At 42.9% G+C, this 13,124-nt stretch carries 13 protein-coding genes; 12 read left to right on the forward strand and 1 reads right to left on the reverse strand.

The annotated features are described in order from the left end of the window. The first annotated feature begins 14 nt into the window (after window positions 1-14). A complete protein-coding gene (gene mtnK, locus QNM16_RS25495) occupies window positions 15-1,217 on the forward strand; it encodes an S-methyl-5-thioribose kinase (protein WP_284023020.1) in 1,203 nt (400 codons plus the stop codon). A gap of 33 nt (window positions 1,218-1,250) precedes the next feature. Here the strand turns inward: mtnK and QNM16_RS25500 are convergent, their stop codons facing one another. After that, complete coding sequence (locus tag QNM16_RS25500; protein ID WP_417710689.1) at window positions 1,251-3,017, reverse strand: DUF885 domain-containing protein; 1,767 nt, start codon at window positions 3,015-3,017, stop codon at window positions 1,251-1,253. Window positions 3,018-3,326: 309 nt separating this feature from the next. Between QNM16_RS25500 and QNM16_RS25505 the strand changes: the two genes are divergently transcribed. The 11 genes from QNM16_RS25505 to hemB all read left to right on the forward strand — a co-directional run bounded on the left by QNM16_RS25505 (window position 3,327) and on the right by hemB (window position 13,006). Next, the gene (locus QNM16_RS25505) at window positions 3,327-4,334 is read left to right on the forward strand and encodes a GGDEF domain-containing protein (RefSeq protein ID WP_284023021.1); all 1,008 of its coding nucleotides are present in this window, start codon (window positions 3,327-3,329) and stop codon (window positions 4,332-4,334) included. A gap of 106 nt (window positions 4,335-4,440) precedes the next feature. Next, entirely contained in the window at window positions 4,441-5,196 is a 756-nt protein-coding gene (ubiE, locus tag QNM16_RS25510) for a bifunctional demethylmenaquinone methyltransferase/2-methoxy-6-polyprenyl-1,4-benzoquinol methylase UbiE (RefSeq protein WP_284023022.1), read from the forward strand. A gap of 20 nt (window positions 5,197-5,216) precedes the next feature. Beyond that, the gene (locus tag QNM16_RS25515; protein ID WP_284023023.1) at window positions 5,217-5,816 is read left to right on the forward strand and encodes a ubiquinone biosynthesis accessory factor UbiJ; all 600 of its coding nucleotides are present in this window, start codon (window positions 5,217-5,219) and stop codon (window positions 5,814-5,816) included. A 16-nt stretch (window positions 5,817-5,832) separates the two neighbouring features. Continuing rightward, window positions 5,833-7,446 (forward strand): ubiquinone biosynthesis regulatory protein kinase UbiB, encoded by a 1,614-nt coding sequence (gene ubiB, locus QNM16_RS25520; RefSeq protein ID WP_284023024.1) that lies wholly within the window; start codon window positions 5,833-5,835, stop codon window positions 7,444-7,446. A gap of 63 nt (window positions 7,447-7,509) precedes the next feature. Beyond that, complete coding sequence (gene tatA / locus QNM16_RS25525; protein ID WP_284023025.1) at window positions 7,510-7,746, forward strand: Sec-independent protein translocase subunit TatA; 237 nt, start codon at window positions 7,510-7,512, stop codon at window positions 7,744-7,746. A 5-nt stretch (window positions 7,747-7,751) separates the two neighbouring features. Further along, a complete protein-coding gene (gene tatB / locus QNM16_RS25530) occupies window positions 7,752-8,069 on the forward strand; it encodes a Sec-independent protein translocase protein TatB (RefSeq protein ID WP_284023026.1) in 318 nt (105 codons plus the stop codon). Between the two features lie 25 nt (window positions 8,070-8,094). Next, on the forward strand, window positions 8,095-8,841 hold the full coding sequence (gene tatC, locus QNM16_RS25535; protein WP_237138607.1) for a twin-arginine translocase subunit TatC: 747 nt from the start codon (window positions 8,095-8,097) through the stop codon (window positions 8,839-8,841). Then, window positions 8,834-9,319 (forward strand): type VI secretion system-associated protein TagO, encoded by a 486-nt coding sequence (locus QNM16_RS25540; protein ID WP_284023027.1) that lies wholly within the window; start codon window positions 8,834-8,836, stop codon window positions 9,317-9,319. Before tatC ends, QNM16_RS25540 begins: the two co-directional genes overlap by 8 nt. Then, on the forward strand, window positions 9,320-10,108 hold the full coding sequence (locus tag QNM16_RS25545; RefSeq protein ID WP_284023028.1) for a TatD family hydrolase: 789 nt from the start codon (window positions 9,320-9,322) through the stop codon (window positions 10,106-10,108). Continuing rightward, entirely contained in the window at window positions 10,108-11,985 is a 1,878-nt protein-coding gene (locus QNM16_RS25550) for a diguanylate cyclase (protein WP_284023029.1), read from the forward strand. Before QNM16_RS25545 ends, QNM16_RS25550 begins: the two co-directional genes overlap by 1 nt. A 10-nt stretch (window positions 11,986-11,995) precedes the next feature. Continuing rightward, the gene (gene hemB, locus QNM16_RS25555) at window positions 11,996-13,006 is read left to right on the forward strand and encodes a porphobilinogen synthase (RefSeq protein WP_284023030.1); all 1,011 of its coding nucleotides are present in this window, start codon (window positions 11,996-11,998) and stop codon (window positions 13,004-13,006) included. The last annotated feature ends 118 nt before the right edge of the window (window positions 13,007-13,124 follow it).

Raw genomic sequence — 13,124 nt, forward strand, 5'->3', positions numbered from 1 at the left:
TTTGGTGAATAACAGTGAGCAAATACGTTGCCTTAAATAACGACACGGCCTTAAGTTACGTCCAAGAACTGGGGCAATTCTTTCCAGCAAATGCAGAACTATCCTGCTATGAGTTTGGGGATGGTAATCTCAATTTGGTCTTCCGCATTCAAGATACAGAGAATCGCAGTGTTATTTTGAAGCAAGCGCTGCCTTATGCTCGCTGTGTCGGTGAAAGTTGGCCACTGACATTAGACAGAGCCAGAATTGAAGCCAGCGTATTAAAAAAACATGGTGATGTTTGCCCTGAGCACACCGCGCAAGTTTTACATCATAATAGTGAGCTCGCTGTCACCATATTGGAAGACTTGGGTGATATGGCGATTTTGCGAGGTGAGCTGAATCAAGGTAACACATTCAAATACTTAGGCACACACGTTGCAACTTACCTAGCGAGAACCAGTTTCTTCTACTCAGACTTTTATTTATCTGCTGCAGAAAAAAAAGCGTTAGTACAAGAGTTCACCAATCCTGAACTTTGCTCAATTACTGAAGACTTATTTTTTGATGACCCTTACCGAGTAAATGAACGCAACAATTATCCGCAAGCGCTAGAAGATCAAGTGTCTCTACTGAGAGACAATCAAGCCTTGCTGATTAACATTGCTCAATTGAAGAGTAAATTCTTCTCTTCACCACAAACTCTGTTACACGGTGACGTCCATACTGGCAGCGTGTTTGTATCAGAAAAAGATACTAAATTTATCGACCCTGAATTTGGCTTTTTCGGCCCAATAGGCTTTGATTTAGGCTCTTTTATCGGCAATTTGTTACTTAACTATTGTGCACAAAATGGTCGCGTTACGGAAGCGCCGAAGCGACGCGACTTACATTCTTATTTATTAAATACCATTTCTATCTGCTTACAAACATTCGAGCAGCAATGGTTAACATTGGCCCGCACCCACACGAACGATTTATCATTTCAAGCGCCGGGTTACGCCGAACAATTTTTACAAGCCGTGCTGCAAGATACGATGGGATATTGCGGTACCGAACTGATCCGTCGCACTATCGGATTGGCGCATGTCACCGATATTGATGAGATTGAAGATGATGTGAAACGCTTAGCAGTACAAAAGCAAACCTTACTTCTTGGCGAGCAATTGATTTTAAATGCAAAAAGCTGCCACTCAACCGATGACTTTTATCAGCTAATTATCAGCTTTGTGCACTGATTAAAAAGGCCGCTTCATAGCGGCCTTTTTAATTTACTTTTGCTTTTGCGCTTGTTCGATATATTGCTCGATTTGCGCTTCAAGTACAAATAGCGGGACAGAGCCATTTTTCAGTATCTGATGGTGAAATTCACGAATATTAAACTGCTCACCCAGCGCCTGCTCAGCTTCTGCGCGCAAGCGTCTGATTGTCAGCTCTCCAATTTTGTATGACAGCGCTTGACCTGGCCAAGAAATGTAGCGATCAGTTTCTGTTTTTACATTATGTAGAGACAATGCTGTATTATCTTGCATAAATTGCATCGCCTGCTCGCGACTCCACCCAAACATGTGCATACCTGTGTCCACAACTAAGCGCGCTGCACGCCACATTTCATAAGTAAGTCGACCGAAATTACTATATGGGTCTTGGTAAAAACCAGCTTCCAAGCCTAAATATTCTGCATATAACCCCCACCCTTCACCAAATGCTGAAATGTATTCATTGCGATACTCAGGTAAATGTGTGAACTCATCATTTATGGCAATTTGCAAATGATGACCCGGCACCCCTTCGTGCAAGGTCAATGCCTCCAAAACATAGAGAGGCCTTTTATCAAGCGCGTAAGTATTTACCCAATAATAGCCAGGATCAGTGTCTTTCGATGGTGGTAAGTATCTTCCAGTTGTGTACTTAGGCGCGATACTATCAGGCACTGGGGCTACGCCATAAGGGACTCGAGGCAAAGTAGACACATAAAAGAATTGTGGCAGTTTAGCGTCCATCTTCTTGGCGATAAATGATGCCTCTTTGAGCAACTCTTCAGGTGTCTTAGCATAAAACTGCGGATCGGTACGCAAAAACTCTACAAACTCAGCAAACGAACCTTCAAAGCCTACCTTTTCAATGATGGTTTCCATCTCACTGCGAATACGCGCCACTTCCTGCAAACCTAACTCATGGATTTGCTTAGGCGTCATATCGGTTGTCGTGAAATGCTTAGCACGATTGATATAAAATGCTTCACCATTGGGTGTACTCGACCAAGCAATGTCTTTTTTTGCAGCTGGTCGGTATTCATTGACGAAAAAGTCTAAGTAACTTTGATAAGCAGGGTGAGCGTAATTGACTATCGCTTGCTTAGCTTGCTGCTGAAGCTGCATAAAAGCTTCATCTGATATACCCGCCTGATTCGTCTTAAACGGTGCATAAAATGGCGAGCGCTCAACATCATCAATGGCGATGTAAGCCTCTATCGAGGATTCGAACCCCTGCAGTACAACTTGCGGTTGAGTCAACCCAATTGCCATGCCCTTTCGCATCCAGTCCATCTGCTGCGAAAAATATCGCGGTAGCTGCTTAATCTGCGCTATCAATTGTTGATAACCCTGCTGTGTAGAAAAGTCATGCTCACGGATTTTGAATGACATGTCTGTATGGAATCCAGATTCCGATAGCAGTGGCACATAATGATGTTTAAAGTGGTACTTATCGACTTTATTCTGCACCTGTGCGCGCAAAATTGCGAAGTTAATTTGATTCTCTGCACTTAATTGTGTTGTGTCTATCACATCAAACTTATCCAGCAGTGCTAAACGACGCTGATTTTCGCTTGCTAAGTGTTCTGGAGACATATCAGGCAACAAAAATAGCTCATCTCGTGACTTGGTATGATTGGTACTAATATCAGCACGAAACGCCATCACTTGCTCGGACAACGCCATAAAGGCTTGATCTGTGTTATTCTGGGTCATCTGGCAAGCAGACAAACTGAGTACCAAAGCAATGGCACTAAGTGGTTTAAAAACGGCGTTCAACACTGAGGTTCCTTAACTTTCGCTGGGGTATGCACCTTAACGAAGGCACTTGTCTCTATGCAAGTATAATCGACCAAACATCTTGCAAATGCGATCATCGATACTACACCACATATACAAAGGACAAAGTTGTCGATAAATTCGCCTAATAGAATAAATTGGGTAACTTTTTACCATTAAAAGGGCAAATTTTACTTTCAAAAAGTCACAATTACGATTAATGTAGCGGGGCTTCAAATAGGATGAAATCATGACTTGTGCCAAAGGACGTTAAGGCTTCAAGATTAACTTTAATGTGTGGTAAAGAAGTAGATGACGTTCCATGATCCAATGGCAATAGCCCAAGAAAAAATGACCAAGGTTTGTCATTTTCTGGAACTGCACGCACTGCCTCCTACGCCATTAAATTATCAAGTTGCTTATACTTTTATAAGTCGGACTAACGACGCCTTAACGACACGCTTAGAAAGAGATCTGCGTGGTAATGTTGCCATAGACACCGTCTACATTGAGCAACTGTACTTCGAGTTTATCTACACAGAACATCAAGAAGAATTGGCGGTATTAAAAGAAGTCGACAATGTCATCGACGAATTATCCGCGTCCTCCTCACGCTCGCATCAAAGCATCACAAAATTCACACAAAGCATTCGTAAATGCCACAGTGAGTTAGACCCGCAAGATATTGCCAAAAGCAAAAAAGCGCTTGGTGAATTGACTCAGCAAACAGAGCGTTATATAGAGCAACAACAGCGTTTTAAGCAGAGCTTACAAAAAGCCAGAGCTAGCCAAAGTCAGCAGTACATGGTGCTCAATAAAATACGAAAGCAACGTTTGATTGATCCACACACAGGTCTTTATAAAAGGCACTACTTGAATCAAAAAACTCAGCTTTGGTTAGATCAAGAAAAGATGTTATGTGCAATTTCCATTCAAGTAGATAACCTCAGTGATTTTAGTGAGCGATTCGGTGACATGATTGGCGAAACCGTTTTACAACGGGTTGCGCATAAGATCAAAAAATATGTGTTAGAAAGCGGTGTACCGGGTCGCACAGGCAAGCAGGAATTCACCATTTTGCTGGCTGATATCGAGCCTGAGACAGCCAAAGTTATCGCGGAAAAAATCCGCAAAGGCGTTGAAAAGCTCAAATTCATTAGCAATAAAGGCAATGTGCAATTTCCAGACATCCAACTGGCTATCGGTATTGCCAAAAGGCAATCAGAGCGAGATTTTAACGAATTGGCAAGCCAAGCTTCATTTGCTGCGCAAAAGGCACATGCGTTAGGACGCGACTGTTATATTTCAGGAGCCCTGTAAGCGCTTTTGTGCGATAAAATTTTGCGATTAACGCACACTATAAATTGCACCTAAGTGTCGCAATCAAGTACACTATACCCATCTAAACTGTGTCACCAAGGCCAACATGAAAGAAGAAAATCGCGATACCACCCACTTTGGTTATAAAACCGTAGAGTCCACTCAAAAAGAGTCTTTGGTTGCAGATGTTTTTCACTCTGTCGCAGCCAAATACGACATCATGAATGACTTTTTATCCTTTGGCATACATCGCCTTTGGAAACGTCAAACTGTGGCGTGTGCTGGGGTTCGAAAAGGTCATCGCGTATTAGATTTGGCAGGTGGTACAGGTGACCTGACAGCAAAGTTCAGCCAACTTGTTGGCGATACCGGTCAAGTAATCCTTGGCGATATCAATGACTCAATGCTGAAAGTTGGCCGCGATAAACTACGTGACCTTGGCTTAGTTAATAACATTGAATATGTACAAATGAACGCCCAAGCGTTGCCATTTCCAGATAACAGCTTAGATGTCATTACTATCGCATTTGGATTACGTAACGTCACAGACAAAGACGAAGCATTGCGTTCAATGTACCGAGTTCTAAAACCGGGTGGTCGATTGTTAGTGCTAGAATTTTCTAAAACAGATAACGAAGCGTTATCTAAACTTTATGACTTCTACTCATTTAACATCTTGCCAAACGTCGGCAAAATTGTGGCAAATGACAGCGAATCTTACCGCTACTTGGCAGAATCAATCCGCATGCATCCAGACCAAGAAACTTTAAAGGGCATGATGGAAAACGCAGGGTTTGAGCAAACAAGCTATCAAAACTTCACTGGCGGCATCGTTGCGCTGCATAGAGGGTTCAAGTACTAACACAAGTAAAGGGTAAGTTTATGTGGGTATCTGTTTTAACGGCCATCGCCGAGCAAGCTGTAAATCGTCTCTTAACTCTTGAGCCAAACCTTGCTGCAGATTTGCAAGGCGCTGCACATAACGTACTGGCGCTGACATTAACCGATTTAAACTTATCCTGCGCTCTGCACTATAATGGTGAATACTGCTTCGTATATGGCAACTATCATGATGATGCTGATTGTCACATCACCACCTCTGTCGATTGCTTAGGTGAATTGAAAGACCCAAGTCAATTGACGCGATTGATCCGCAGTGGCAAATTGGATTTGGAGGGTGACCTTCACCTTGCACAGCTTTATAGCAAAGCATTCGGCAATTTAAATATTGATTGGGCAGAGCACTTATCGCGCTACCTTGGTGATGCTGGCGCTGAACACTTAGTGAGTAGCGTAAAAGCGTGCAACAACAAAGCCCAATTACATAAAAAGTCATATCAGCAAGTCATGACTCAACTGTGTCAAGACGAGCTCAACGTCACCATTCACCCTCTGGAGCTACAGCAGTTTAAAGCACAAACCAGAGCCCTTTCATCGCAATTGGCTGCACTAGAACAGCGCATTAATGCACTAACAGACTGACTTTAAGGAGCAGGAATTGTCCATCGCTCGCCTATATCATATTGGTAAAACATTTCTTAACTATGGCCTAGATGAGCTGCTGCCTCAGCATTTGCAGCCTTGGTACGCTAAGTACCTTCGAAAGTGCCTATTTTGGCTACCCAATAAACACCAAGATAAGTCTGAAGGCGCGCGTTTACGTCTGGCATTGCAAGCTTTAGGGCCCGTGTGGGTTAAATTCGGCCAAATGTTATCTACTCGACGTGACCTATTACCTCATGATATGGCACAAGAGCTGGCACAATTGCAGGACAATGTCGCATCATTTGATGGCGAAAAAGCACAGCGGCTTATCGAGCTAGCGCTAGAGCTTGAACACATTAGCGACTTATTCGAGCATTTTGAGCAACAACCTCTGGCTTCAGCCTCCATTGCTCAGGTTCACACAGCGCAACTGCAAACTGAACAGGGTTTGAAAGACGTGGTTGTGAAAGTGATCCGCCCTGACATAGAAAAGCAGATCCTCGCAGATCTGTCCTTAATGGAGCAATTTGCCAAAGTGCTTGCTGGCTTAGTGAGCGAAAGCCGTCGTTTAAGGCCTGTTGAAGTCGTACGAGAATATCGCAAAACCTTGCTCGATGAGCTCGATTTAATGCGTGAAGGCGCCAACGCCATTCAACTAAGACGTAACTTTGAAGGATCTGAAGCCTTATATATTCCAGAAGTCTATAGCGATTACTCAAGACAAAACGTATTAGTGATGGAGCGCATTTACGGTATCCCCGTATCTGATACTCAGACATTGGAAGCGCAAGGCACTGATATGAAATTACTTGCAGAGCGAGGCGTTGAAGTCTTCTTTACGCAAGTATTCAGAGACAGTTTTTTCCATGCTGACATGCACCCTGGCAATATTTTTGTCTCCTATGAACACCCTGAAAACCCTCAGTATATCGGGATTGACTGCGGTATCGTTGGTACGTTAAATCGCGAAGATAAGAGATATTTAGCTGAAAACTTTATTGCTTTTTTCAATCGTGATTATCGCCAAGTGGCTCAGCTTCATGTGGACTCAGGTTGGGTGCCAGCAGACACTTGTGTGGAAGAGTTTGAATTTGCAATTCGCACTGTGTGCGAGCCAATTTTTAATAAACCACTGGCAGAAATTTCATTTGGACATGTCTTAGTCAATCTGTTCAATACTGCAAGACGTTTCAATATGGAAGTACAGCCTCAACTGGTGCTGTTACAAAAAACCTTGCTATACGTTGAAGGATTGGGACGTCAGCTCTATCCACAACTCGACCTTTGGCAAACCGCAAAGCCCTTCTTAGAACATTGGGTGCAAGAGCAAGTAGGTCCCCTCGCAGTGGCCAAGAAACTATACCAAAATCTACCTTTTTGGGCTGAAAAGATGCCTGAATTGCCCGATTTAGTTTATCAAAGCTTGAAACGTCAGCATCATCAAGTACCGGCACCACAATCTGCGATAAGTAAGCAAACAATACAAAGCGTTTTATTGGGTATGGCAGCATCCACTTTTGCGATCATTGCTGGTCTGTGTTTTATCGCTGAGTTAAATGGTGCAAGCCTAAGCAGTGCGCTTTTTGCATGCTTGCTATTTATTTGTGCATGGCGTAAAACAGGGTGATATTTTATACGCGCGGCGTATAATCAAATTAGTAATTACAAATAAGACGTAAACGGAGTCGTTATGGGATTAGGTGGTATCAGTATTTGGCAACTATTAATTGTTCTTGCAATCATTGTATTGCTTTTTGGCACTAAAAAGTTGCGTGGTATGGGTGGAGACCTAGGTAACGCCGTTAAAGGGTTTAAAAAAGCCATGTCTGACGATGAAAAAACAGAAGCAGACAAGCCAAAAGACGCCATTCAAAATCAAACCCAAAACAAATCTACCAGCACTGAAACTGATAAAGAAAAGGTTTAGTTTACATGGGCATGTGGGAGCTCGTCGTCATATTGATTGTCGGCTTAATTGTATTAGGACCAGAGCGTTTGCCGGTGGCTATACGAACGGTTAGTCGCTGGATCCGAACCGTGAAATCTGTTGCTAATTCGGTGAAGGCTGAAGTGAATGAAGAGCTCAGAGTACATGAGTTGCACACTAACCTTAAAAAAGCTGAGCAACAGAACATGAATAACTTAGCCCCCGAGCTGCAAGAGTCCGTGGATGAGTTGAAAAAAGCGGCCGAGTCAGTGCGTCATAGTTATCAAACGGATACCACGGACACACAGTCGAAAAAAGACTAATCCCTCAGAAGTAACAGGAATACCCATGTCAGAATCGGACAACAGCGGTTTTATAGGTCACCTAATTGAACTCAGAGATCGCCTAATTAAAGCCCTCTTAAGCGTATTGGTGATCTTTCTATCCTTGGTCTATTTTGCCAACGATATCTATGCATTTGTCGCAAACCCACTGGTTTTAAGTTTGCCAGAAAATGCCACCATGATAGCCACAGATGTCACCGCCCCTTTTTTTGCACCGTTTAAGCTGACCCTCTTTGTCTCTTTGTTTTTAGCGATCCCTTTTATATTGCATCAGTTTTGGGGCTTTTTAGCACCCGGCTTGTACCAACATGAAAAGCGCATGCTCATGCCCATTCTGCTTTCTAGTGTGGTGTTGTTTTATGCCGGTATCGCATTTTGCTATTTCGTGGTTATGCCTATTATTTTGGGCTTTTTTACCGCAGTTGGCCCAGCTATGATGACTTTATCTCCGGATATCAGCAGCTATCTAGCCTTTATCCTCAAGTTATTTTTCGCTTTTGGCGTCGCTTTTGAGATCCCAGTCGCCATTATGCTACTGTGCTGGAGTGGCGTTACAACGACTCAAAGTTTAAAAGATAAACGTCCTTATATCGTAGTAGGTGTATTCGTGGTAGCCATGTTTTTAACACCACCCGATGTGCTATCACAAACCTTACTCGCTGTGCCCATGTTATTGTTATTTGAAGTCGGCATCATCCTTGCGGGTATATACAGCAAAAAGTCTGAACAACAGGAAATGAACAATGAATAAGTGGGTCACTTTACTTGCATTGGGTGTCTCGCTCTGTGCTCACGCCCAAAATGAAACGCTTGGACACTTGGTTCAGTGTCAATCTATTGCATCCGACACTAAGCGCTTGCAATGCTATGACCAAGCAATTACAAAACTTCAATCTAAGCAGCCAGTGGCTAACGTACCTGCTGCGCCAGTTGCAAAAAGCACACTGAGTAAAGAGCAAAAACAAGCACGCTTTGGGATAGAGAATAAAACCATCCAAAACGAACAACGTGTCGACAATATTGAGGCTACAATAGTAAAGCTGGCTAAGTCAGCACATGGTGTTCGTACCTTTGAGCTCTCAAATACTCAAGTATGGAAGCAAATTGGCAGTGATGCTTTTTTTGCAAAGCAGGATGATACGGTCACCATAAAACGCGGCTCATTTAACTCATTTTTGATGAGCAAGTCGGGCTCAAATCGAACAATTCGCGTAAAAAGAATAAAATAAATGCAAACGATGATTGATGCTGGTGTCAACTTAACCAGCTCACAATTTGACAAAGACAGAACTGACATTGTCGCAAGGGCCAGAGCAAATCATATCAGTAATATGTTATTAATTGGCTGTGACCTTGCATCAAGTGAGCAAAGCCTTGCTTTAGCGAACACTCACCAGCTTGTCAGTACTGCTGGTATACACCCTCATGATGCCAAGGATGCGCCAAATGATTTCATTGCGCAAATTACTCAATTGGCAAATTCTCCTCAAGTTGTCGCAATTGGTGAATGCGGCTTAGATTTTAATCGTGATTTTTCACCACGAGATATACAAGCCCATGTATGTAATGAGCAATTTGCGCTCGCGCAACAGCTCAATATGCCAACTTATATTCATGAGCGAGATGCACATGAGCATATGAAAGCTTTGTTATCTGGGCACCAAATAAAGGGCGTATTGCATTGCTTTACAGGCGATAAGCAAGCACTTAAATTCTATCTCGATTACGGTTTAATGATTGGCATTACAGGCTGGGTATGTGATGAAAGACGCGGTCAGCAACTACGCGAATTAATCTCATACATTCCAAATGATAGACTGCTTATTGAAACGGATGCACCTTACTTACTGCCTAGAACACTTTCCCCAAAGCCCAAGTCTAGACGTAATGAACCGGCATATTTATCAGCTGTTGCTACGCAAATAGCCGAATTGAAAGGGACAGATTACGCAACCATTGCAATGCATAGTTCTGATAACTTCAATACGCTCTTTATGACGAATCAATCGAGTTATTAATGATGAAGTTATGGTTACTGTTCGCGCTGATATTAAATACGTTTCCGGCAGTTGCCAGCATCTTCATTGATGCAAACTCAAATCCCCATGTTTTTGAACTCCCAGCGCAGTTTAGACACCAAGCTTCACTGCCGTTTAGCTATACAGTAGCCCCCCAGAATACACTTCAAGATTTGCTCAGTAGCAACACTACTTGGCATTATCATGATTCTGGCGCACTTAATTTAGGTGAAGTAGAGCAGCAAGTTTGGATAAAAGTTGTATTAAGAAACGATAGTTTAATTGAAATCCCACTTTTACTCAGTGTGAACAACAACCTACTGGATAGTATTACAGCCTACATAATGCAACCAGATCATGCCGTCTTAACGCTCGATTTAGGTGATAGTCGCCCTCTAATGCAGCGGCCCATAAAACATGAAGCTCAACTCATCCCATTGGAGTTACCTGGTAAACGACAAACCACACTCTATTTAAAAGTGAAGCACCACGGTGCACTCAATATTCCACTTAGTCTCTGGCACCCTGTAGAATATCTAAAATATAAGAGTAAATTCAACCTTATCTATGGCATTCTAGCGGGCTTTTTGCTGGCCATGATAGCGACCAACTTTACCATGTATAGCTTCACGCGGCGCAAATACTTCCTCCATGGCACCCTGCTCATGACGAGTGTTTGGTTACTATTAGTTCACTTATACGGTTTTGGATACAGATATCTCTACGCAGACTGGCAGTGGATGCAACAGTATGGTCAGAGTATTCTTGTATTACTTTCAACTTTAGCCATGACCCCAATTATACGCAGTCAAATATTACCCATCAGTAGCGCCCCCAGAATTGATAGTGGTCTAAAATATCTACTATTAAGCGGCTTTGGTATTACCTTACTGTGTACATTTTTACCAATTACGCTGGCACTCAAAACCGCCTATATCTTTGCCATTTTAGCGGTTGTTTACTTTTTTGTGATCACAATCAAAGCTTCACCACAAAAAATCAGCAAGAAGGTACCTGCGCTTACTGTCCACCTGTGTTTAATGATATCTTTGTGCTATCAGTTTGGTTTTGAACTTGGTTTACTATCAGGTGCGTTGCTAGAACGTCCCGTCACTTATATTTGCTCCTTATTTGTATGTGCTTATATCAGTTATGCGCTGGCTAAACAGTACATATCAGAGCGTGAGCGCCATATCAAACTGCAGGAGCAAAAATTAGCGAAGACGCGCGCTGAAGATGCGCTACTCAAAGAAAAGTTAAGTATTCAAGAACAGGCTCAGCAAGACTTAGAAAGTAGCATTGATGAGCGCACATTTGAATTACAAGTGACTCTACGCGAATTGGAAGAAAAAAACCGCGAGCTAGAGCGACTCAACATGGAAGACCCGCTTACTAAAGTGAAAAACCGCCGCTATTTTGATAAGCGACTGATGATGGAAGTCAGACGTTCTCGTCGTGAGCAAACCACACTTAGTGTGATCATGCTTGATATTGACCATTTTAAGCGCGTCAATGATGTATATGGGCATCTAGCGGGTGACCAAACCATATGCGCTTTTGCCAATACAATTAGCAAACACCTAAAGCGACCTCATGATGAAGTTTTTCGGTATGGTGGAGAGGAATTTGTTATTTTATTGCCTAATACAGATGCCCATGGCGCTTTAGAGCTGGCAGAAAAAATTCGTCTCGCAACGGCAACATGTACTGTCAATATCGCAGATCAAAATATTCAATTCACGACCAGTGCAGGTTTGTATAGCGACATCGCCAAAGATACACAAAACCCAACTTTATTTACCGACTTCGCCGATAAAGCACTGTATGAAGCAAAGCAAAGTGGGCGAAATCAAGTTTGTATTTATCAACACACCTAGGAGACTTAATGTGGCTCAATCAGGACTAGATCTTTTTCCTTATACACGTATGCGTCGCATGCGTCGCGACGACTTTTCTCGTCGTCTCATGTGTGAAAACACATTGACTGTTGCTGATCTAATTTATCCTGTGTTTGTTTTAGAAGGCACAAATTGTCGTGAGTCCATCCCCTCAATGCCAGGTATTGAGAGGCTCTCAATTGATTTATTAGTAGAAGAAGCAAAGCAACTAAATACTCTAGGTATCCCTGCGATTGCCATCTTCCCAGTCACTCCTGCGGACCAAAAGTCATTAATGGCTGAAGAAGCATATAACCCTGAAGGGCTTGCACAACGCACTGTAAGAGCGCTTAAGGCTGCTTGCCCAGACTTAGGTGTGATCACAGATGTAGCATTAGACCCTTTCACTGTTCATGGTCAGGATGGCATTATTGATGAGAGTGGTTATGTGATCAATGACATCACAACAGAGATCCTCATAAAACAGGCATTATCTCATGCAGATGCAGGTGCTGATGTCGTCGCGCCTTCCGATATGATGGATGGCCGTATTGGCGCAATTCGCGAAGCCTTAGAAGCCGCTGGGCATATTCATACTCGCATCATGGCATACTCTGCAAAATATGCGTCAAGTTATTATGGTCCTTTTAGAGATGCCGTTGGCTCTGCAGGCAATCTCAAAGGTGCTGATAAAAAGACCTATCAAATGGACCCTGCAAACTCAGACGAAGCAATTCGAGAGGTTGCTTTGGATTTACAAGAGGGAGCGGACATGGTTATGGTAAAACCTGGCATGCCTTATCTAGATGTGGTTAGACGCGTTAAAGATGAATTTGGAGTACCAACTTTTGCATACCAAGTCAGCGGAGAATATGCCATGCACAAAGCTGCAATCGACAACGGTTGGCTGGCAGAAAAGCCCGTAGTCATGGAGTCACTATTAGCATTTAAACGCGCTGGAGCTGATGGCATCTTGACTTACTTTGCCAAGCAAGTCGCATTATGGCTTAATAGCAAATAAGCAAGAGTGAGATTCAAAAGAGCAGCCATCTGCTCTTTTAATTGACCATTGGATGTCCACCTAAACAGGCTCACTGTTATTTTTACTTAGCTTTACCTATACTGCTCAACAAGCGCGA

It is taken from the genome of Pseudoalteromonas umbrosa (genome assembly GCF_030125375.1).
Classification (GTDB): domain Bacteria; phylum Pseudomonadota; class Gammaproteobacteria; order Enterobacterales; family Alteromonadaceae; genus Pseudoalteromonas; species Pseudoalteromonas umbrosa.

What these genes read in the sequence shown, in the direction of transcription:
- QNM16_RS25515 (WP_284023023.1), top strand. Translation starts at nt 5,217, where the DNA reads ATGTGGGTATCTGTTTTAACGGCCATCGCCGAGCAAGCTGTAAATCGT.
- ubiE (WP_284023022.1), top strand. Translation starts at nt 4,441, where the DNA reads ATGAAAGAAGAAAATCGCGATACCACCCACTTTGGTTATAAAACCGTA.
- tatB (WP_284023026.1), top strand. Translation starts at nt 7,752, where the DNA reads ATGGGCATGTGGGAGCTCGTCGTCATATTGATTGTCGGCTTAATTGTA.
- QNM16_RS25540 (WP_284023027.1), top strand. Translation starts at nt 8,834, where the DNA reads ATGAATAAGTGGGTCACTTTACTTGCATTGGGTGTCTCGCTCTGTGCT.
- tatA (WP_284023025.1), top strand. Translation starts at nt 7,510, where the DNA reads ATGGGATTAGGTGGTATCAGTATTTGGCAACTATTAATTGTTCTTGCA.
- tatC (WP_237138607.1), top strand. Translation starts at nt 8,095, where the DNA reads ATGTCAGAATCGGACAACAGCGGTTTTATAGGTCACCTAATTGAACTC.
- QNM16_RS25545 (WP_284023028.1), top strand. Translation starts at nt 9,320, where the DNA reads ATGCAAACGATGATTGATGCTGGTGTCAACTTAACCAGCTCACAATTT.
- QNM16_RS25505 (WP_284023021.1), top strand. Translation starts at nt 3,327, where the DNA reads ATGACGTTCCATGATCCAATGGCAATAGCCCAAGAAAAAATGACCAAG.
- QNM16_RS25550 (WP_284023029.1), top strand. Translation starts at nt 10,108, where the DNA reads ATGATGAAGTTATGGTTACTGTTCGCGCTGATATTAAATACGTTTCCG.